Origin of the sequence: Stenotrophomonas sp. SMYL89 (assembly GCF_036319985.1) — a bacterium.
Taxonomy (GTDB): domain Bacteria; phylum Pseudomonadota; class Gammaproteobacteria; order Xanthomonadales; family Xanthomonadaceae; genus Stenotrophomonas; species Stenotrophomonas maltophilia_Q.
In genome coordinates this window covers 288608-310031 of sequence record NZ_JAWIRW010000006.1, presented here as the reverse complement: position 1 = coordinate 310031, position 21424 = coordinate 288608, and the positions used below count along the sequence as shown (strand labels likewise).

The window sequence follows — 21424 nt, the reverse complement described above, 5'->3', positions numbered from 1 at the left end:
CTTCACTTAAAACTACATGATCCGAAGATCAAAATTTAAAGCTGCAGATGATTGATGCTGGCAACGTATCGCTTGCTTTAAAACAATTAATAGTTGCTTGATCAAACGTCTGCAAGATGGACAATCACCCTTCCTGCAGGCGCCTTCACAAGATACCTGCGCATACTTTCAAAGATCAGGGGAAGTGGCCTCAGCGCCGTTCCCGTGTGCTGCGAAGCTTCCTTCGTAGCGAGCCGCCCATTATGCCAGACTTTTTCAGTCCGTCAACACCTTCGTTCGATCATCTCGTTCGGCGGTGGTGGGCGCCCTGTTGTCGCTGAAGCCCCTTGGTGGCGACCCCTGCGACGGGGGAGGAGAAGTATGTCCCCATTCGCATCATTTGTGAAGGGGGTGTGGCGATTTTTTTCACCGGATGTTGCATCCGTTCATGCATCGCGCTGCGGGAGGCCCCCGTGAAGAGCAGCCGAGCATGGGCTATGCCGGGCGTCCTGCCCGGCCCCCTGCGGGCCGTCGCAAGCGACGTTGGCAACGGCTCCTGCCGTTGCCTTCGGCTCTACAAGAGCATAAGGAAGGGCCGGCTGGCGCCGGCCCTTCCTTTGTCTCAGGCAGCAACCAGGCGCACGCGGGCAAACGTACGCTTGCCGACCTGCAACAGGCCTTCGAAGCCCGGCTGCAGCACCTGCTGGCCATCTTCCACTACTTCGCCGTCCACCTTCACCGCGCGCTCCTTGAGCTTGCGGTTGGCTTCGGAGTTGCTCGGGGTCAGGCCGGCAGCGGTCAGCAGTGCAGCGATACGCAGGCCTTCGGCCGGGATCGCCACGTCCTGCAGCGGCAGCTGGGTGATGTCGCCCTGCCCGGTCACCGCCGCCTCCCAACCTGCAATGGCCTGCTCGGCCGCTGCTGCATCGTGGAAACGGGTCGCCAGTTCACGCGCCAGGCGCAGCTTGACCACGCGCGGGTTCAGGCCGCCATTGGCCACCTGCTCGCGCAGCTGCACGGCTTCGGCCTGGCTGATGTCGAAGGACAGCAGCTCGATCCAGCGCCACATCAGGGTGTCGTCCACCTTCATGGTCTTGGTGACGATGTCGATGGCCGGCTCGCTGATACCAATGTAGTTGCCCAGCGACTTGGACATCTTGTTGACGCCGTCCAGGCCCTCCAGCAGCGGCATGGTCAGCACCACCTGCGGCTTCTGGCCGTGGTGTTCCTGCAGGCCGCGGCCCATCAGCAGGTTGAACTTCTGGTCGGTGCCACCCAGCTCGACGTCGGCCTCCAGGGCCACCGAGTCGTAGCCCTGCACCAGCGGGTACAGGAACTCATGGATGGCGATGGACTGCTGGGCGGCGTAGCGCTTGGCGAAGTCGTCGCGCTCCAGCATGCGTGCCACGGTGTGCTGGCCGGCCAGGCGGATCATGTCCGCCGCGCCCATCTTGCCGAACCATTCCGAGTTGAAGCGGACTTCGGTACGGCTGCGGTCCAGCACCTTGAACACCTGCTCCTCATAGGTACGGGCGTTGGCCAGCACGTCCTCGCGGCTGAGCGGCTTGCGGGTAAGGCTCTTGCCGGACGGGTCGCCGATCATGCCGGTGAAGTCGCCGATCAGGAAAATGACCTGGTGGCCGAGGTCCTGGAACTGGCGCATCTTGTTCAGCAGCACCGTATGGCCCAGGTGCAGGTCGGGCGCGGTGGGGTCGAAGCCGGCCTTGATCCGCAGCGGGCGGCCTTCCTGCAGGCGCGCACGCAGATCCTCGAGCTTGAGGATCTCGTCGGCACCGCGGCCGATCAGGGCAAGGGCTTCTTCAATCGAGGACACGTGACTACTCCCGGCAACGCCGATTCTTGTGTGGGGTGTTAAAGCAAAGTTAACCCGATTGGCTTCACAAAAGCCAATGGGCACAAGGGTTTGACGCGGTTTTCTCAGGTGTCTATGGTAACCGGCGATCAGGCCCGGGCTCCCGGGCAGCCAGGAAAAAACCGCCGATGCACAATTCCGAACAAGGGCGCGCACGCAAGCAGCGCTTCCAGGAACGCCTCCACGTCCTGCACGACAACGCCCTGCATCGGAAGCTCAGGCAACATCTTCCCGCCGCCTTCAACGAGCGCTGGACCCGGCGCCATTGGATGCATGCCAGCCTGTTCGCGACCATCGGCGCCCTGGTGGCAACGATCGTCCCGGGCTTCTCGCACACCATCGACGCCCCCTTTGCCGACAGCCATACCAGCCTGGCGCTGCCGTTGCCGCCGCTGACCATGGCCCGCCAGCAGCAGGTACCCGGTGACAGCTGGCAGGTACTGCGCGTGGAACGCGGCCAGACCCTGAGCGATCTGTTCGACAAGGCCGGCATTCCGGCCACCACCCTGCACCGGGTACTGGACCACCCGGGCGCGCGCGAGGCGCTGACCAAGCTGCGCCCGGGCGCCGAGATCGCCTTCGACATGCCGCTGTCCGGTGACCTGCGCAGCATCCGCTTCGACCGCGATGCCGACAACCGGGTGGAGCTGAGCCTGGCCGGTGATGACATCAAGGAGAAGGTGACCAAGCGCGAGACCTCCACGCGCACGGTGGTCACCAGTGGCGAGATCACCAGTTCGCTGTACGCCGCCGCACGCCGCGCCGGGCTGTCGCCGTCGGCGATCGCGACGATGACCGACGATATCTTCAAGTACGACATCGACTTCTCCAAGGACCTGCAGCCGGGCGACCGCTTCAGCGTGGTGATGGATGAAACCTGGCGCGAAGGCGAGAAGGTGGACACCAGCAAGATCCTGGCGGCGACCTTCACCACCGGTGGCAAGACCTATTCCGGCTTCCGCTTCGACCGCAACGGCAAGTCCGAGTACTACGACATCAACGGCCGTTCGCTGAAGAAGAGCTTCATCCGCATGCCGATCCCGTTCGCGCGGCTGAGCTCGACCTTCGGTGCGCGCAAGCACCCGGTGCTGGGCAAGATGCGCATGCACAAGGGCGTGGACTACGCCGCGCGCACCGGCACCCCGATCATGGCCGCTGGCGACGCCCGCGTGCAGTTCGCCGGCGTGCAGCGTGGTTACGGCAACGTGGTGATCCTGGATCACGGCCGCGGCCACACCACCCTGTACGGGCACATGTCGCGCTTTGCGAACATCAAGACCGGCCAGCGCGTGGCCCAGGGCACGGTGATCGGCTATGTGGGCTCGACCGGCCTGGCCACCGGCCCGCACCTGCACTACGAATTCCGCGTCAACGGCGAGCATCGCAACCCGCTGACCGTGACCATGCCGCCGCCGGAGCCGTTGAAGGGCGCCGAGCTGGTCGCCTTCCGCGCGCAGACCGCGCCGGCGATGGCCCGCATCCAGGGCATGGAAAAGCTGATCTACGCCGATGCCAGCCCCGCGCCGACCAGCCGCGACGAGGCCGCCCCCGAGGTGGCCAGCGCCAAGGACAAGAGCAGCACCGGCCGCAAGCGCGGCTGAGCCGCTGCGTTGACGAAGAAGGACGCGGCAGCACAAGCTTGCCGCGTCCTTTTTTTATGCCCGCCATGAACACGACCGCCGACGCTGACGCCCCCCTGTACCTTGGCCTGATGTCGGGCACCAGCGCCGACGGCATCGATGCCGCGCTGGTGCAGTTCCCCGCCGGCGGAGGCTGCCGCTTCGTGCACGGCCTGACCGCCCGCTGGGAGCCGGTGCTGCGTGCGCGACTGGTGGCGCTGGGCGAAGGTGGCCGGCTGGACTCGCTGGAGGAGCTCGGCGAGCTGGACGCCCGGATCGCGATCAACTTCGCCGGGGCCGCCAACCAGCTGCTGGCCGAGGCTGGCGTGGACCGCAGCCAGGTGCGCGCGATCGGCTCGCACGGCCAGACCGTGCGTCACCGCCCGCTGGCCGACCCCGCCTTCACCGTACAGCTGGGCGACGGCAACCGCATCGCCGAGTTGACCGGGATCACCACGGTGTCCGACTTCCGCCGCCGCGACGTGGCGGCCGGGGGCCATGGTGCGCCACTGATGCCGGCCTTCCACCTGGCCATGCTGGGCACGGCTGACGAAGACCGCGCGGTGCTCAACCTCGGCGGCATCGCCAACCTGACCCTGATTCCGCGCGAAGGTGCGGTGCGTGGCTTCGATACCGGCCCGGCCAATGCGCTGATGGATGCCTGGTGCCAGCGCCACACCGGCCGCACCTTCGACGCCGACGGCGCATATGCCGCCAGTGGCGCGGTGGACGAGAGCCTGCTGGCCGGCTGGTGCTCGGACCCGTGGTTCGCGCTGCCGCCGCCGAAGAGCACCGGCCGTGAGCAGTTCCACCTGGCCTGGGCCGAGGCGCACATGGCCGAAGGCCAGTACGCTGCGGCCGACGTGCAGGCGACCCTGTTGGAGCTGACCGTGGCAACGGTGGCCGATGCGCTGCTGGCGCAGCAGCCGCAGACCCGCCGCCTGCTGGTCTGTGGCGGCGGTGTGCGCAACCGGCAGCTGATGAAGCGGCTGAGCGCACGGCTGCCGGGCGTGCAGGTGGAATCCAGCGCCGTGCACGGGCTGGACCCGGAGTACGTGGAGGCCATGGGCTTTGCGTGGCTGGCGCAGCGGACGATGGACGGGTTGGCCGGCAACCTGCCGAGCGTGACCGGCGCCCAGGGGCCGCGGATCCTGGGAGCGATCCATCTGGCGTGAGGATGGTGCCATCCACGCATGGCGTGGATCTACGGGGCAGCCGAGCGTGGGCTCGGCTCTACAGCATTGCGGCGCGGCCGTTAATCAAACCCCTGCCCTGCGGGCAACGCCTGCAGGGCGGCGATGGCATCGGACAGGGCATCCACTTCGGGATCGCCGAAGCCGGAGCGGACTTCCAGCTCACTGCTGAACAGGCCCTGCTCCAGCAAGGCGGCACAGGTCTGTTCGTGAGTCCAGCCGCGGGCGACCGCGACGCGTCTGATACGTTCCAGCAGCAGCGGGTCCAGGTCCCGCAGCACAACGTCGGCCATGCTCACTTCCCCGTTCGCAGGGCACCGCCCCCTCGGCGCGTCGGGGCGATGATCCCGCAGACCGGGCGGGCAGGCAATCAGGTGGCGCTTGCGGCCTGGCGACGGCGCTGCTGCACGATCAACAGAGCGCACAGGATCACCACCGGGATCGCCACCAGCGCGGTACCGACGAAGAACAATGCATAACCTTCCAGCAGCGTCCGACCCTGCGCGAGCGTTTGTACCGACCACCCCGAGAATCCCTTGAGGGCCTTGCCGGGCATCGCGTAGAACGAGCTCAGCAGCGCGTACTGGGTGGCGGTGTATCCGATGCTGGTCAAGCTCGACATGTAGGCGATCAGCGCCGTACCGGCGAAGCCGCTGGCAAAGTTGTCGATCGCCATGGCCACGGCGAAATGGGTTGTGTCCGGGCCGGAATAGGCCAGCCAGGCAAACGCCAGATTGGAGGCCGGCCCCAGCACGGCGCCCACCATCAGCGCCGCCAGCACGCCCCAGCGGACCGAGACCAGGCCCGCTGCGGCAATGCCGACGAACGTCGCGACCAGCCCGACCGAGCCACGCACCGCGCCCACGGTATCCTCGTCCAGGCCGAGATCGACATAGAAGGGGTTGGCCATCGGCCCCATGACGAAGTCGGCCATGCGATAGACGCTGATGGCCACCAGGATCAGGATCGCGCCGCTGCGGTGCTCGCGGACGAAGGCGATGAACGGCCCGGCCACGGCGTCGAACAGGCCCCGCGGCGTCCACAGCGAGATCGCCTGGGCCTGCACGGCAGCCACCTCCCTGGCCGGTTCCCGGGCCATGACCACGGCCACCACGCCAAGCGCCATGAGTACGGCCATGATCTCGTACGAGACCTGCCAGCCGACACGGGCCGCGATGATCAGGATCAGCGCATCGGTGACCAGCAATGCGGTGCGATAGCCCAGCGCCGAGGATGAGGTCAGGAGGCCGAGCTGCTCGCTGTTGTCAGCACTTTCAATGCGCCAGGCATCGATGACGATGTCCTGGGTGGCCGAAGCAAATGCCACGATCACGGCCATCACGCCGAACACGACGATGTGCTGCCAGGCGATACCCAGGAACTGGATCTGGCCCCCCTTGGGCTGGACCAGCGCCATGCCGACCAGGCCCACCACCACGACCAGCTGCGACAGCAGCATCCAGCCACGGCGGCGGCCAAAACGGCCGAACAGAGGCACGTCGGTCTTGTCGACGATCGGCGCCCACAGGAACTTCATGGTGTAGGCCAGCCCGACCCATGACAGGAAACCGATCGTGCTCAGCTCGATGCCTTCCTTGCGCATCCAGAAGCCGAGCGTGTTGCCCACCAGGTAGATCGGCAGGCCGGAACTGAAGCCGAGCAGCAGCATCGCCAGCACCTTGCGCTGGCTCAGGTTGGACAACACCTGCTGCCACGGTCGGCGCGGCTTGGCAGCCTCGGTCACAGGTCGTAGTCCACGGTGAACGGGGCGTGGTCGGAGAAGCGCTCGTCGCGGTAGATCGAGCAGTTGCGCAGGCGGTCACGCAGGCCCGGGGTGATGAACTGGTAGTCGATGCGCCAACCGACGTTGTTGGCGCGGGCGGCGCCGCGGTTGCTCCACCAGGTGTAGTCCTCGCCGGTGGGGTTGAGCAGGCGGTAGGCATCGGCCCAGCCGCGGCCGGCGGCGACATCGGTGGCCTGGCCGTGGTCGGCGCAGAGGGCGTTGAGCCAGTCGCGCTCTTCCGGCAGGCAGCCGGAATTCTTCTGGTTGGACTTCCAGTTCTTGATGTCCAGCGCCGAACGCACGATGTTCCAGTCGCCGCACAACACGTAGTCGCGGCCGCTGCGTGCCCACTCCTCCAGGATCGGCCGCAGCCATTCCATCACTTCGAACTTGAAGCCCTGGCGCAGGTCGCCCGAGCTGCCGGACGGGATATAGAAGGAGACCACGCTGAGGTTGCCGTAGCGTGCCTCGATGTAGCGGCCTTCGTCGTCGAACGGGGCCCAGCCCAGCGAGGTGATGACCTGGTCCGGCTCGCGCTTGCTGTAGATCGCCACGCCGCTGTAGCCCTTCTTGGTGATGGCGTCGCGGTAGAAACAGTGGTGGCCGTCCGGGCGGAACATCGGGTCGGTCAGCTGGTCTTCCTGGGCCTTGGTTTCCTGGATGCACAGGACGTCGGCATCCTGGGCACGGAACCAGTCGAGGAAGCCCTTGGTCGCGGCGGAACGGATGCCATTGGCGTTGAAACTGATGATGCGCATGCGGAAGACCTACGGCGGGAAACCGGGCAAGCATACCGGTTGACCGCGGGGCTGCGCAGTCCGTCGGTTGGGCCCGCAAACGCCTTCACACGGGGCCGGACGAGCGCGAAACGCCCAGCTGGATTAGGATTTATGCTCCAAATGAAGATGAATCGAGTTTTGATGAGCGACCACCGCCACCGTTTCCTGCAGCTGGCCCTGACCGCCGATGCCCTGCGCTTCGGCCAGTTCACCCTCAAGTCCGGCCGGCTGAGCCCCTATTTCTTCAACGCCGGCCGCTTCGACTCCGGCTCGCTGCTGTCCCAGCTTGGCGCCTGCTACGCCGATGCCATCGATGCCAGCGGGATCAAGTACGACGTGGTGTTCGGCCCGGCCTACAAGGGCATCCCGCTGGCCACCGCGATGGCTTGTGAGCTGGCCCAGCGCGGCCGCGACCTGCCGCTGTCGTTCAACCGCAAGGAAGCCAAGGACCACGGCGAAGGCGGCCAGCTGATCGGCGCCGACATGCAGGGCAAGCGCGTGCTGATCGTCGATGACGTGATCACCGCCGGTACCGCGATCCGCGAAGCGCTGGGCATCATCCGCGCCGCCGGTGGCACCCCGGCCGGCATCGTGGTGGCGCTGGACCGCCAGGAGATCGCTTCGGAGACCGACCGCCGCTCGGCGGCGCAGTCGGTAGCGGAAGAGGCTGGTATCCCGGTGATCGCCGTGGCGTCGCTGGCCGACCTGCTTGATTTCGCCTCCGGCAACCCGGAACTTGTGGGTTACCGGCAGCCGCTGGAAGCCTACCGGGCCCAGTACGGCGTTCGTTCGATCCGCTGACCGACCAGGGGAAAGGTCATGTCCCGAGTTCCTGCTGTCCTCTTCACCGGCCTGCTGCTGGCCGTGCCGTTCACCGTACCGGCGCAGTCGCGCGACAGCGGCAAGGCGGAAAAGAAGCTGTACTGCTGGAACGAGGGCAAGGAGCGGATCTGCAGTGATTCGCTGCCGGCAGACGCGGTCAATCATGCGCGCGAGGAATTCAATGCGAGCACGGGCCTGCGCAATGCGCAGGTCCAGCGCGCGTTGACCGACGAGGAACGTGCCGCTGCCAGCACCGCTGCGCAGCAGCAACAGCTGGACCTGATGGCCGAGCAGACCCGCCAGCGCACTGAGCAGGCCATGTTGTCCACCTACGGCAGCGAGGCCGACCTGCGCCGGGTGTTTGCCGAGCGCCAGGAAGTGCTGGACAACAACCTGAAGACCGCCGAATACAACGTCACCAGCCTGCGTGAGTCGCTGGTGGCGCTGCTGTCGGCGGCAGGAGACCGCGAGCTGGCCGGCGGCAAGGTGGTCGACAAGCAGGCCGAGGCGATCCGCAAGCGGCATGCGCAGCTTCAGGCCCAGCAGCGCCTGCAGGCCGGGCTCGTGCAGCAGCAGCAGGCGTTGAAGGCCGAGATCGACAGCACCCTGCAGCGCTATCGCGAGCTGAAGGGGCTGGTGCCGGCGGACGCTCCGGCGGGCTGACGGCGCTGCCTCCGCCGGGCATGGCCCGGCGCTACCCCGGGCCCGGTTACGGGTTGGCCCACGGAATTTATGCACTTTTTACGCGTCGGCCCGGTCCGGCGCGTAGTGCGTTTATGGGGGGCAGGACGACGATGGCGGCCTGAGGTGGAGGGGTTCCACCAGGACGCTATTGCAATGTCCCCCTGGCTGTCGTTGTTGTGTGGCGTGCTGGTGCTGGTCGCCGCCGCCTATCTCCTTTATGTCGTGCTGCGGCCCGAGTCGTTCTGAGCGGAGCCTGCCATGACTGAGATGCTTGTGATTATTGCCGCCAGCCTGCTGCTGGCGTGGCCGCTGGGTCTGTACCTGGCGCGGGTGATGCACGGCACGCCGATGAAGGTCGACGTGCTGTTCCACTGGATCGAAAAGCCGCTGTACAAGGTGCTTGGCGTCGATCCATCGCGCGCCATGTCCTGGCGCGGCTATGTGCTGGCCTTCGTGCTGAGCAACGTGGTGGTCGCGGTGCTGACCCAGGCGGTGTTCATGACCCAGGCCTGGTTGCCGTTGAACCCGGACCAGATCCCGAACATGCGCTGGGACACCGCGCTGCACACGATGATCTCGTTCCTGACCAACACCAACCAGCAGCACTACTCGGGCCAGGCGCAGCTGTCCTACCTCTCGCAGATGACCGGCATCACTGGCCTGCAGGTGGTGACGCCGATGATGGGCCTGGCGCTGGCGGTGGCCACGCTGCGCGCGTTGTTCTCGCGTGCGCCGCAGGCTGCGGCGGCCAACGGGGCCGGCGATGACCGGCAGGTCGCGGTCGGCAACTACTACGTGGACGTGGTGCGCCTGTGCGTGCGCTTCCTGCTGCCGCTGTGCCTGGTGTGGACGCTGCTGCTGACCAGCCAGGGCGTGCCCTCGACGATGGCCGGCGGGCCGCAGGCTGCGCCAATCGATGCCAGCGCCGGCATGGCCCAGCAGAAACTGCCGCTGGGCCCGGTCGCGGCGATGGTCGCGGCCAAGCAGCTGGGCGCCAACGGCGGCGGCTGGTATGGCCCGAACAGCAGTTTCCCGCTGGAGAATCCAACCCCGCTGTCGAATGCGCTGGAAATCGTCGGCATCCTGCTGGTGCCGATGGCAGTGATCTTCATGATCGGTGCGTTCACCGGCCGGCGTCGCTTCGGCGCCCTGGTGTTCAGCTGCATGCTGGGCATGTCGCTGCTGTCCACCGGCGCGATGATGTGGAGCGAGGGCCATAGCGCCAGCGCCGCCACGCCGCTGCTGATGGAAGGCAAGGAGGTGCGCTTCGGTGCCGATGGCACCGCGCTGTGGGCGGCGGTGACCACCCAGGTGTCCAACGGCTCGGTGAACGGCATGCACGATTCGCTGGCGCCGCTCAGTGGCGGCATCGCGATGGTCAACATGCTGGTCAGCGCGATCTGGGGCGGCATCGGCTGTGGCCTGCAGCAGTTCATCGTGTACCTGCTGCTGGGCGTGTTCCTGGCCGGGTTGATGACCGGACGTACGCCGGAACTGTTCGGCCGCAAGCTGGAGACGCCACAGGTACGCCTGCTGGCCCTGCTGGTGCTGCTGCAGCCGATCACCCTGCTGGTATTCACCGCGATCACCCTGGCCGTGCCCGGCCTGGCCGGCACCTCCAATCCCGGATTCCATGGCATCAGCCAGGTGTTCTACGAGTACGTGTCGGCCTACGCCAACAACGGTTCGGGCTTCGAAGGGCTGGGTGACGCCACGCTGTGGTGGAACCTGAGCTGCTCGCTGGTGCTGCTGCTGGGCCGCTTCCCGCTGCTGATCATCCCGCTGGTGGTAGCCGCCCAGCTGGCCGCCAAGCGCCAGGCGCCGGAGTCTGCCGGCAGCCTGCAGATCGAAACCCCGACCTTCGCCCTGACCCTGGTCTCGGTGATCGTCATCCTGACCGTGCTGCAGTTCATGCCGGCGCTGGTACTCGGCCCGATCGCCGACCACCTGAGCCTGGGACTGCACTGAGGACACCGCAATGAGTACCCACGCAAGTTCAACCCGTAGTTCCCTCGCACCGCGCCCTGCCCTGCTCGATGCCGCAGGCCTGCGCCGTGCACTGGTCGAGGCGGTGCGCAAGCTGTCGCCGATGCACCTGGTGCGCAGCCCGGTGATGGCGGTGGTGATGGCCGGCACGATCGTCGCCGCCATCGTCACCCTGACCGGCAATGCGCCGCTGGGCTTTGGCCTGGCGGTGACCGCGATCCTGCTGGTGACCGTGCTGTTCGGCAACTTCGCCGAAGCCGTGGCCGAAGCGCGCGGCCGTGGCCAGGCTGCATCGCTGCGCCGTGCCCGCCAGGATCTGGTGGCGCGCCGTCTGGCCGCACCGCAGCCGGGTGCCGCCGAAACCCAGGTACCGGCTGCGGAGCTGCGCCCGGGCGACCATGTGATCGTCAGTGCCGGTGAACTGGTGCCGGCCGATGGCGAGATCGTGCAGGGCCTGGCGACCATCAACGAAGCGGCCGTGACCGGCGAATCGGCACCGGTGCTGCGCGAAGCCGGTACCGACCGTTCCGGCGTGATCGGCGGTACCAAGGTGCTGTCCGACCAGATCATCGTGCGGGTGACCGCCGAGCCGGGCCACAGCTTCCTGGACCGGATGATCGCGCTGGTGGAAGGCGCCAATCGCCAGAAGACCCCGAACGAGATCGCGCTGACCCTGCTGCTGGCGGCGATGACGCTGACCTTCCTGGTAGTGGTGGCAACGCTGCCGGCGATCGGTGCAGCGGTGGGCGTGCAGGTTGATCCGCTGCTGCTGATCGCGCTGCTGGTGTGCCTGATCCCGACCACCATCGGTGGCCTGCTGCCAGCCATCGGCATTGCCGGCATGAACCGGGCGCTGGCTGCCAACGTGCTGGCCAAGTCGGGCAAGGCGGTGGAAGTGGCGGGCGACGTAGACGTGCTGCTGCTCGACAAGACCGGCACCATCACCTACGGCGACCGGCAGGCCAGCCACTTCCATCCGTTGGCCGCTATCGACGCCAGCCAGCTGCGTGAAGCGGCACTGCTGTCCTCGCTGGCCGACCCGACTCCGGAGGGCAAGTCGATCGTGCGCCTGGCGCGCGAGCAGGGTTGCGCCACCGCCGAACCGGACCATGCCGACTACCTGGCCTTCACTGCCCAGACCCGCATGTCCGGCGTGGACCTGGAACATGGGCGGCAGATCCGCAAGGGCGCCGCCGATGCCATCCGCGCGCATGTGCAGTCGCTGGGCGGCAACGTGCCGGCCGAGCTGGCCGGTCGTGTCGAGCAGGTCGCGCGCAACGGCGCCACCCCGCTGGTGGTGGCCGAGGGCCGCCACGTGCTGGGTGTGATCGAGCTGTCGGACGTGGTCAAGCACGGCATGCGCGAGAAGTTCGCGCAGCTGCGGGCGATGGGCATCCGCACGGTGATGATCACCGGTGACAACCCGCTGACCGCCGCCGCCATCGCTGCCGAAGCCGGTGTGGACGACTACATCGCCGAAGCGCGGCCGGAAGACAAGCTGGCGCGCATCCGCCAGGAACAGGCCGGCGGTCGCCTGGTGGCAATGGTCGGCGACGGCACCAACGACGCCCCGGCGCTGGCCCAGGCCGATATCGGCCTGGCGATGAACTCCGGTACGCAGGCGGCGAAGGAGGCCGGCAACATGGTCGACCTCGATTCGGACCCGGCCAAGCTGCTGGCGGTGGTGGAAGTGGGCAAGCAGCAGCTGATCACCCGCGGCGCGCTGACCACCTTCTCGCTGGCCAACGACGTCTCCAAGTACTTCGCGATCCTGCCGGCGCTGTTCGCCGCTGCCGTTCCGACCATGGCCGCACTGAACGTGATGCAGCTGTCGAGCCCGCGCAACGCCGTGCTGGCGGCGCTGATCTTCAACGCCCTGGTGATTCCCGCTCTGATCCCGCTCGCCCTGCGTGGCGTGCGCTTCCGCCCGGCCACCGCGACGGCGCTGCTGCGCCGGAACATGCTGGTGTACGGCCTCGGCGGCGTGTTGCTGCCGTTCGCGGCGATCAAGCTGATCGACCTCCTTCTTGTCCTGGTATTCGGCGCATGAACCGTTCTGCTTCCACCTCGTCTTCCCTGTCCCGTGAACCGAAGGCCGAGGCCCGCGTAGCCAGCCTGCAGGATGACGCCCGCTGGCGTCCGGCGATCGGCCTGGGCCTGGCCACCCTGCTGCTGGCCGGTGCGGTCTACGCCGGCATTGCAACCGGCTTTGCCGGCCTGGCATTCCCGGGACAGGCCGAAGGCAGCCTGCTGCGCGATGACAGTGGCCAGGTGCGCGGCTCGGTATGGCTGGCGCAGCCGTTCACCGGTGATGGCTACTTCCAGGCACGGCCGTCGGCCGCCAACTACGATCCGATGGCGGCCGCCGGTTCCAACATGGCGCGCAGCAACCCCGCGCTGGCCGAGCGCGTCGCTGCCAGCACCGCTGCGGTGGCTGCACGGGAAGGTGTCGCGCCAGCGCAGGTTCCGGCCGATCTGGTCACCCAGTCCGGCGGCGGTCTCGATCCGCAGTTGTCGCCGGCCGCCGCACAGCTGCAGGTGGCGCGCGTGGCGCGTGCGCGAGGCCTGCCAGTGGAACGCGTGCAGGCGCTGGTGCAGGCGCATACCGAAGGCCGCCAGTGGGGCCTGTTCGGGCAGCCACGGGTAAACGTGGTGACCTTGAACTTCGCGCTGGACCATGCAGCCAAGGCACCGTGATGCCGGCCTGCACCGGCTGCGCGCACAATGGCAGCCATGACAGCGGCTCCCATGACTGATGCGCGTACCCGCCAGGCCGATGCCCTGGTCGAAGGCCTGCAACGCGAAGCTGGCGGCAAGCTGACCGTGTTCCTCGGCGCGGCGCCGGGCGTGGGCAAGACCTACGCCATGCTGACCCGCGCGCAGGAACAGCTGCGCCGCGGCGTCGACCTGGTGGTCGGGCTGGTGGAAACCCATGGCCGTGCCGATACCCAGGCGCTGCTGGAGGGGCTGCCGCAGTTGCCGCTGAAGGACGTGGCCTACCACGGCCACGCCCTGCAGGAGATGGACCTGGATGCCGTGCTCGCACGGCATCCAGCGTTGGTGCTGGTGGACGAACTGGCCCATCGCAATGCACCGGGCAGCCGTCACGAGCGGCGCTGGCAGGATGTGATGGAGCTGCTGGACGCCGGCATCGATGTCTGGACCACGGTCAACATCCAGCATCTGGAAAGCCTCAATGATGTGGTGATGCGCATCACCGGCGTGCGGGTCAGCGAGACCGTGCCCGATGTCGTGCTCGACCGCCTGCACGACATCGTGCTGGTCGACCTGCCACCGCGCGAGCTGATCGCGCGCCTGCAGCAGGGCAAGGTCTATGTGCCGGAACAGGCCGCGCAGGCCCTGCAGGCGTTCTTCTCGCCGGCGAACCTGACCGCGCTGCGCGAACTGGCCATGCAGGAGGCTGCCGACCGCGTCGACAGCAGCCTGCGCGAGGCACGCGCCGCCCGTGGCGAGAGCAACCTGCCACTGCGCCGCGGCGTGCTGGTGGCGATCGACGGCGGTGGCCAGAGTGAATACCTGGTGCGCGTGGCGCGCCGCATCGCCGAGCGCCGCGACGCACCGTGGACCGTGGTGACCGTGCAGGGGCGGCGCCAGGATGAAGCGACACGGCGCGAGATCGATGCCGCCTTCGCGCTGGCACGGCGGCTGGGTGGCGACGCCGAACTGTTGCACGGATCGAGCATCGCCGACGCCCTGCTCGACCACGCCGCGCACAACGGCGTGTCGACCCTGGTGCTGGGCCGGACCCGCGAACGCCCGCTGGCACGGATGTTCAACCGGACGTTGACCCAGCAGCTGATCCAGCGCGGCGCGCATTACGAGATCACCATCATCAGCACCCCGCAGGCACGTGCGCGCTCGCGCCGCGAGGGCCTGCTGCCACCGATGCGCGGCATCAGCTACGAGCCGGTGCAGGCGCTGGTCGCCACGGCGCTGGCCTGTGCGGTGGCATGGCTGGCCGAACGCTGGGTAGGCATGGCCGACCTGTCGATGGTGTTCATCGTGGCGGTGGTGCTGGTGGCTGCGCGCACGCGCGCCAGCGTGGCGGTGATGGCGGCGATCCTGTGCTTCCTCGCCTACAACTTCCTGTTCATCGCGCCACGCTTCACCTTCGCCATCGGTGCACGCCAGGGCGTGATCACCGTGTTCCTGTTCCTGGCCGCCGCACTGGTCGCCGGGCGCCTGGCCTCGCGCCTGCGCATGCAGGTGATCGCGCTGCGCGCGGCCAACCGTCATGCGCGTGCGCGCCAGCAGCTGGGACGGCAGCTGGCCAGTGCGGCCGGTAATGGTGAAGTGGCGCAGGCCGGGCGCCTGGCGCTGGAACAGGCGATGGACGTTCCTTCGTGGCTGCGGATCGGCGCCGACACGGCATCCGGTGGCCGTTCGCAGCCGGGCGATACCGATCTGGCGGCGGCCGACTGGGCCCTGCGCCACGGCCAGCCCAGCGGCCGCTTCACCGATACCCTGGCCGGTGCGCAGTGGTGGTTCCTGCCGCTGCTGGATGGCGAAGACCGCGCCATCGGCGTGGCCGGCCTGTACCTGCCCGGCGCGCAGGCGCGCCTGCTGCCCGAGCAGCGGCAGCTGGCCGAGGCGATGGTCGACGATATCGCGCAGGCCGCGTTGCGCACCCGGCTGGTGGCCGAACTGGAACAGGCGCACGTCAGCAACGAGACCGAGCGGCTGCGCTCGGCCCTGCTCTCTTCGGTGTCGCACGACCTGCGCTCGCCGCTGGCAGCGATGATCGGCTCCGCCGACAGCCTGGCCAGCTATGGCGCGGCGATGGACACGACGGATCGACGCGCCCTGCTGGACACCATCCTGGTCGAAGGCGAACGCCTGGACCGCTACATCCAGAACCTGCTGGACATGACCCGGCTTGGCCACGAAGGCCTGAAGATCAATCGCGACTGGATCGGCGTGGACGAACTGATCGGCTCGGCGGCGCGGCGCCTGCAGCGCTACCAGCCGAAGGTGCGGCTGGAGCTGGACATCCCAGCCACGCTGGCACCGATCTGGGTGCACCCCGCGCTGGTCGAACAGGCGGTGTTCAACGTGATGGAGAACGCCGCCAAGTTCTCACCGCCCAACGCCGCCGTGCAGGTGCAGGCGCGCGAGCTGGACGGCCAGCTGCGCATCGACGTGATCGATGCCGGACCCGGCATTCCCGACGACGAGCGCGCGCGCATCTTCGACATGTTCTACAGCGTCGAGCGCGGTGACCGCGGCCGCCACGGCACCGGCCTGGGCCTGACCATCTGCCAGGGCATGATCGGCGCGCATGGCGGCAGCGTGCAGGCGCTGCCCGGACGCGACGGTCGCGGTACCCTGATCCGCATCACCCTGCCCCTGCTCAAGCCAGCCTCCCACGATGAGCCCGACTCCGATTGATGCCAGCGTGCCGGCCGCGCGCGTGCTGGTGATCGATGATGAAACCCAGATCCGCCGGTTCCTGGACATCAGCCTGCGCGCGCAGGGCTACCAGGTGCGGCAGGCCGCAACCGGCCAGGAAGGCCTGCAGCTGGCCGCCAGCGAGGACATGGACCTGGTGATCCTGGACATTGGCCTGCCGGACATGGAAGGCCATGAGGTACTGGAGCAGCTGCGGCAATGGAGCCAGGTACCGGTGATCATGCTGACCGTGCGTGCGGGTGAAGCCGAGAAGGTGCGCGCACTGGATACCGGCGCCAATGACTACGTAACCAAGCCGTTCGGTACCCAGGAACTGATGGCACGGGTGCGCGCGCTGCTGCGTACGCGCAGTGTGCCCAGCGATGGCACGCCGCCGGTGTTCGACGACGGCCACCTGCACGTGGACCTGCTGCGTCGCGAAGTCGCCCTCGGTGGCGAGCCGGTGGCGCTGACCCGCAAGGAATACGCGCTGCTGTCACTGCTGCTGCGCAATGCCGGGCGGGTGGTGACCCAGCCACAGATCCTGCAGGAGATCTGGGGCCCGACCCACCAGCACGACACCCACTACCTGCGCATCCTGGTCGGCAAGCTGCGGCACAAGCTGGGCGATTCGGCACTGGATTCGCGCTACCTGTTCACCGAACCGGGCGTGGGGTTGCGGTTCAAGGGGTAGATCCACGCCATGCGTGGATGCCGTCATTGATGCCGTCATTCCGGAATATGGGGTCAGAGCCCGTTGCGCAGCAACGGGATCCGACCCCGTACCGTTCCGGCAGATCGCGGAGATCTGTCGAAGGCGGGGTGGGTCCGGTTGCGGGGGTGTGAGCGGCATGGATGCCGCGACCAAGCGCCCAGGGATGGGTTTACGGCGTCCCCCGCAACCGGACCCACCCCGCCATCCCTCAGAAAACCCGCTCTTGACGTTGACGTTGCCTCGGCGGGTGCCGGGCGCAGCCCGGCCCCAGCTCAGAACCCCAGCGGGGTGTCGCCCAGCACCGGCTGCAGCTGGCTGCGGAACAGCGCCTGGATGCGTTCCAGTGCCGCCTCGTCGTTGCCCTCGAAGCGCAGCACCAGCACCGGCGTGGTGTTGGAGGCACGCACCAGGCCCCAACCATCGGGGAAGTCCACGCGCAGGCCATCGATGGTCGACAGCCGCCCACCCACGTACGGGTTGTCCGGCGACTGCGCTGCTGCCACCAGCATCGCCACCAGCGCGTGTGGCGTACCTTCGGCCACCGGCACCTTCAGTTCCGGCGTCGCCACCATCTCCGGCAGCTCGGCCAGTACCTCGTCCGGGGTTTCCTCGCGCTGGGCCAGGATCTCCAGCAGTCGCGCGGCAGCATACAGGCCGTCGTCGAAACCGAACCAGCGCTCCTTGAAGAAGAAATGGCCGCTCATTTCGCCGGCCAGTTCCGCATCGGTTTCGCGCATCTTCGCCTTCATCAGCGAATGCCCGGTCTTCCACATCAGCGGGCTGCCACCATTGCGCAGCACGTGGTCGGACAGCTTGCCGGTGCACTTCACGTCGTAGATCACCATTGCGCCGGGATTGCGCATCAGCACATCGGCGGCAAACAGCATCAGCAGGCGGTCTGCATAGATGATCCTGCCTTCGCCGGTGACCACGCCCAGGCGGTCGCCGTCGCCATCGAAGGCCACGCCGAGGTCGGCGCCGAAGCGCTTGACCGTCTGTACCAGGTCTTCCAGGTTGGCCGGTTCGCTGGGGTCGGGGTGATGGTTGGGGAAGGTACCGTCGACATCGCAGTACAGCGGAATGACTTCGGCGCCGATGGCTTCCAGCAGCTGTGGTGCGAGCGCACCGGCGACGCCGTTGCCAGCATCGGCCACGACCTTCAGCGGGCGGTCCAGCTGCACGTCATCAGCGATGCGCTGGATGTAGTCGGCCCCCACTTCGCGCTGCTGGTAATCGCCCGGCTCGGCCGCCTGCACCAGGCGCCCCTCGACGATGCGCTGGTAGAGATCGGTGATGGCATCGCCGGACAGCGTCTCGCCACCGATGACCACCTTGAAGCCGTTGTACTCGGGCGGGTTGTGGCTGCCGGTGACCGCCACGCAGGTGCCGGTACGCAGATGGAAGGCGGCGTAATAGACGACCGGGGTCGGTGCAAGGCCGATGTCGATCACGGTGCAACCGGTGCGACGCAGGCCCTCGGCCAATCCCGCCGCCAGTTCCGGGCCGGACAGGCGGCCATCACGGCCGATCACCACCTCGCGCAGGCCCTGTTCCAGCGCCACGGTACCGATGGCCTGGCCGATCAGCGCGGCGGTCTTCGGCGTCAGTTCGCTGCCGACCACGCCACGGATGTCGTAGGCACGGAAGATGCCGGCGGCCAGTTCCCCGGCCGGGACCGGCGGTGGCGGCGGCGCACTTTCCGCGGCGCTGGCGGCGGCCACCGGCGGCGGCGCCATCTGCAGGCTCTCGCTCAGCGTAGGACCGTGATCGGCTTCGGCCGCAGCGGCGCGACGCGGCAGCGGCAGGGTCTTCGGCAGGCGGCCGCGACCGACCACCAGCAACACGGCGACAAAGGCCAGCAGCAGCGCGACGATGGCACTGGCCAGCGATCCCAGGCCCAGCGGACCGGCTTCGACATTGGGTACGGCAGCCACCAGCCGCAACGGCGTGCCCGGAACCGGGCGCGCCAGCGCTTCGGCGCTCTCGGCCAGGCCGGCGTCGCCCTGGGCAACGAGGTCATGCGTGCCTTGGCGCAGGCCGAGGAAACCGGTGGACGGGGCGCTCACCTGGTCCAGCGGCGAGGTCAGCCGCAGCAATGGCTGGCGCACGTAGAGCACTGCCGGGCCAAGGCTGCCCAGCTGCACCGGTGCCGCCAGACCAAGACGATTGCCACCGGCATCGCGTACCACGCGCAGGCCCGGCTTGCCCTCGGCCAGCGCTTCTTCCAGCAGGGCCAGGCGTGCATAGCCGAAGGTGGCCGGGTCGGCATAGGCCGTGGCCAGATCGGCGCCCAGCACTTCAACCTGCTCCACCCCGGTCCAGCTCTCGCGTACGGCCAGCGCTGCCGCGGCGGCGTCGCCGGCCTGCAGTGCCTGCTGCACGCGTTCGTTCTTCAACTGCTGCTGCAGCTGCTTCAGCTGGCCGGCAGCCGCCTCCTGCAGTCCCTGCACGGCCTGGTCACGCGCTTCTTCCAGCGCCTGGCCATTGGCTTCCTGCCGCCATTGCTGCACCGCGCTCCATCCGAACCAGCCGGCGAGCAGGACCAGCAGCACCCCCAGTAGTGGCGCACTGCGTCCCAACGACCGTTCCCGCTGCCCTTCCCCGATGCCGCTCATCAATGTCCCCCGTCAACGCACCCCGGTATGGCCGAATCCACCCGTTCCCCGCACGCTGTCGGTGAAAGTATCCACCACCTGCAGGCTGACGCGGGCAATCGGCACGACCACCAGCTGCGCGATGCGATCGCCCGGCTCGATGGTGAAGGCCTCGCGGCCACGGTTCCAGACGCTGATCAGCAACGGGCCCTGGTAGTCGGCGTCGATCAGGCCGGTGCCGTTGCCGAGCACAATGCCGTGGCGGTGGCCCAGCCCGGAACGCGGCAGGATCACCGCGCACAGGTTCGGATCGGCGATATGGATGGCCAGGCCGCTGGGCACCAGCGCGGTGTCGCCCGGCTGCAGGGTCAGCGCGGTATCCAGCGCGGCGCGCAGGTCCATGCCGGCGCTGGCTTCGGTGGCGTAGGCGGGCAGCGGCCAGCTGTCGCCGAAGCGCGGATCGAGCAGCTTGACCTGCAGCGGTTGGGAAGTGAAAGCCTGGGTCATGCCTGGAGTCTCCGCGCGATCAGCGCCAGCAGTTGTTCGGCCAGCTCGCGCTTGGAGGTGGCCGGGAATACCTGTTCACCGTCCTGCCAGTAGGCCGTGGCGGCGTTGTTGTCGCTCTCGAAACCACCGCCGCTGATGCCGACCTGGTTGGCGATCACCAGGTCCAGGCGCTTGTCGACCAGCTTGCCACGCGCATATTTCTCCACGTCGTGGGTCTCGGCGGCGAAGCCGACCACCAGCTTCAACGACTGCGTCTGTGCAGCGACCTCGGCGAGGATGTCCGGCGTGCGCACCAGCTCGATCACCAGCGACTGGCTCTCGGCGGTCTTCTTCAGCTTCTGCGCGGCCACCTGGCGCGGGGTGTAGTCGGACACCGCGGCGGCACCGATATAGATGTCGGCCGGCAGCGCCTTCAGCACGGCATCGCGCATCTGCGCGGCCGAGCGCACGTCCACGCGCTGCACGCCGGGCGGCGTCGGCAGCTGCACCGGGCCGCTGACCAGCACCACCTGGGCGCCCATCGTCGCGGCGGCCGCGGCCAGGGCAAAGCCCATCTTGCCGCTGCTGCGGTTGCCGACATAGCGCACCGGATCGATGTCTTCGTAGGTCGGGCCGGCGCTGATCAGCAGGCGCAGGCCCTGCAGCGCGCGGGTTTCCGGTGCGGCAATCACCGCTGCGGCACTGCCATTGGCGGCCAGCGCGGCGACGATGTCGCCCGGTTCGGCCAGACGGCCGGGACCGGATTCGCCCTCGGCCAGCGGACCATCGACCGGGCCGATCACCTGCGCACCGCGCTGGCGCAGCAGGGCGATGTTGGCCTGGGTGGCCGGATGCAGCCACATGCGGTGGTTCATCGCCGGGCAGATCGTCAGCGGCGCGGTACTGGCCAGGCACAGGGTGCTGACCAGGTCATCGGCGTGGCCCTGGGCCAGCCGGGCCAGCAGATCGGCGGTCCCCGGGGCGACCACGATGCGGTCGGCCCAGCGGGCCAGCTCGATGTGGCCCATGGCCTGTTCGGCGGCACTGTCCCACAGCGTGGTGCGGGTCGGCTGCCCGGACAGGGCCTGGAAACTGAGCGGAGTGACGAACTGCTGGGCACCGGCGGTCATCGCCACCTGCACCTGGGCACCGGCGTCGCGCAGGCGCCGCACCAGTTCCAGGGCCTTGTAGGCCGCGATCCCGCCTCCGACGCACAACAGCAGTTTCTGACCTTCCAGCGCGCGAGCCGGCGCGGGGGAAGCGTTGGGGGAGTCAGCCACCTGGAATTCCTGTGCAAACGAGGGCGCTAGCTTACCCGATGGTCGGTAACGTCCCGGTGCACGGTGCACATAGCGGGCGGCTATCAGCAGATGGATTCCGCCCAGGTTGGCGGGGAATCCAGCCGGCATCGATTTCGGACCTTTCCTATACCTATGCGGGACAGTGCTTTTGCAGAATCAGGCCTTGGCTGCCGCACAGCGTGGCCTGTTCGATCTCCGAGG

General features: G+C 68.0%; 17 protein-coding genes. 10 read left to right on the top strand and 7 right to left on the bottom strand.

The genetic code is table 11. The annotated features are described in order from the left end of the window. Positions 1-601: 601 nt before the first annotated feature. On the bottom strand, positions 602-1813 hold the full coding sequence (gene tyrS / locus V3B41_RS10510) for a tyrosine--tRNA ligase (protein ID WP_049431058.1): 1212 nt from the start codon (positions 1811-1813) through the stop codon (positions 602-604). 167 nt (positions 1814-1980) lie between these two features. Here tyrS and V3B41_RS10505 point away from each other — a divergent pair, with 167 nt between their 5' ends. Next, the gene (locus V3B41_RS10505) at positions 1981-3453 is read left to right on the top strand and encodes a peptidoglycan DD-metalloendopeptidase family protein (RefSeq protein WP_049431060.1); all 1473 of its coding nucleotides are present in this window, start codon (positions 1981-1983) and stop codon (positions 3451-3453) included. A 65-nt stretch (positions 3454-3518) separates the two neighbouring features. Beyond that, positions 3519-4646: an anhydro-N-acetylmuramic acid kinase gene (locus V3B41_RS10500; RefSeq protein ID WP_080355073.1), complete on the top strand. Its 1128-nt coding sequence runs from the start codon at positions 3519-3521 to the stop codon at positions 4644-4646. Positions 4647-4726: 80 nt separating this feature from the next. Here V3B41_RS10500 and V3B41_RS10495 read toward each other — a convergent pair whose 3' ends face one another. The 3 genes from V3B41_RS10495 to V3B41_RS10485 all read right to left on the bottom strand — a co-directional run bounded on the left by V3B41_RS10495 (position 4727) and on the right by V3B41_RS10485 (position 7205). Then, a complete protein-coding gene (locus V3B41_RS10495) occupies positions 4727-4957 on the bottom strand; it encodes a hypothetical protein (RefSeq protein ID WP_005420465.1) in 231 nt (76 codons plus the stop codon). 77 nt (positions 4958-5034) lie between these two features. Then, positions 5035-6408, bottom strand: a complete 1374-nt coding sequence (locus tag V3B41_RS10490) for a muropeptide MFS transporter (protein WP_049431064.1) — start codon at positions 6406-6408, stop codon at positions 5035-5037. Further along, complete coding sequence (locus tag V3B41_RS10485; RefSeq protein ID WP_329860982.1) at positions 6405-7205, bottom strand: exodeoxyribonuclease III; 801 nt, start codon at positions 7203-7205, stop codon at positions 6405-6407. Before V3B41_RS10485 ends, V3B41_RS10490 begins: the two co-directional genes overlap by 4 nt. Positions 7206-7367: 162 nt before the next feature. On the opposite strand from V3B41_RS10485, the gene pyrE reads away from it, so the two are divergent. The 8 genes from pyrE to V3B41_RS10445 all read left to right on the top strand — a co-directional run bounded on the left by pyrE (position 7368) and on the right by V3B41_RS10445 (position 16821). Continuing rightward, a complete protein-coding gene (gene pyrE, locus V3B41_RS10480; RefSeq protein WP_005407772.1) occupies positions 7368-8027 on the top strand; it encodes an orotate phosphoribosyltransferase in 660 nt (219 codons plus the stop codon). An 18-nt stretch (positions 8028-8045) separates the two neighbouring features. Then, positions 8046-8711 (top strand): hypothetical protein, encoded by a 666-nt coding sequence (locus V3B41_RS10475; RefSeq protein WP_049431068.1) that lies wholly within the window; start codon positions 8046-8048, stop codon positions 8709-8711. Positions 8712-8885: 174 nt separating this feature from the next. Next, positions 8886-8978 (top strand): potassium-transporting ATPase subunit F, encoded by a 93-nt coding sequence (locus V3B41_RS10470; RefSeq protein WP_005407770.1) that lies wholly within the window; start codon positions 8886-8888, stop codon positions 8976-8978. A gap of 12 nt (positions 8979-8990) precedes the next feature. Further along, the gene (gene kdpA / locus V3B41_RS10465) at positions 8991-10700 is read left to right on the top strand and encodes a potassium-transporting ATPase subunit KdpA (RefSeq protein ID WP_197619917.1); all 1710 of its coding nucleotides are present in this window, start codon (positions 8991-8993) and stop codon (positions 10698-10700) included. Positions 10701-10710: 10 nt separating this feature from the next. Then, positions 10711-12768, top strand: coding sequence for a potassium-transporting ATPase subunit KdpB (gene kdpB, locus V3B41_RS10460; protein ID WP_049431074.1), 2058 nt, complete (start codon positions 10711-10713; stop codon positions 12766-12768). Next, entirely contained in the window at positions 12765-13415 is a 651-nt protein-coding gene (kdpC, locus tag V3B41_RS10455; protein ID WP_049431077.1) for a potassium-transporting ATPase subunit KdpC, read from the top strand. The genes kdpB and kdpC overlap by 4 nt, the downstream gene beginning before the upstream one ends. 51 nt (positions 13416-13466) lie before the next feature. After that, positions 13467-16127: a sensor histidine kinase KdpD gene (locus tag V3B41_RS10450; protein WP_197619916.1), complete on the top strand. Its 2661-nt coding sequence runs from the start codon at positions 13467-13469 to the stop codon at positions 16125-16127. Beyond that, positions 16108-16821 carry a response regulator transcription factor gene (locus V3B41_RS10445; RefSeq protein ID WP_197619915.1) on the top strand — a complete coding sequence of 238 codons (714 nt, stop codon included), beginning with the start codon at positions 16108-16110 and terminating at the stop codon, positions 16819-16821. Before V3B41_RS10450 ends, V3B41_RS10445 begins: the two co-directional genes overlap by 20 nt. Before the next feature lie 293 nt (positions 16822-17114). Here V3B41_RS10445 and V3B41_RS10440 read toward each other — a convergent pair whose 3' ends face one another. Genes V3B41_RS10440 through coaBC form a run of 3 tightly spaced genes read right to left on the bottom strand, consistent with a single transcriptional unit; the run spans position 17115 to position 21202 of the window. Next, positions 17115-19457, bottom strand: a complete 2343-nt coding sequence (locus V3B41_RS10440) for a phosphomannomutase/phosphoglucomutase (protein WP_295550192.1) — start codon at positions 19455-19457, stop codon at positions 17115-17117. A 12-nt stretch (positions 19458-19469) separates the two neighbouring features. Continuing rightward, entirely contained in the window at positions 19470-19943 is a 474-nt protein-coding gene (gene dut / locus V3B41_RS10435; protein ID WP_021204751.1) for a dUTP diphosphatase, read from the bottom strand. Continuing rightward, positions 19940-21202 (bottom strand): bifunctional phosphopantothenoylcysteine decarboxylase/phosphopantothenate--cysteine ligase CoaBC, encoded by a 1263-nt coding sequence (gene coaBC / locus V3B41_RS10430; RefSeq protein ID WP_197632547.1) that lies wholly within the window; start codon positions 21200-21202, stop codon positions 19940-19942. Before coaBC ends, dut begins: the two co-directional genes overlap by 4 nt. Positions 21203-21424: the final 222 nt, after the last annotated feature.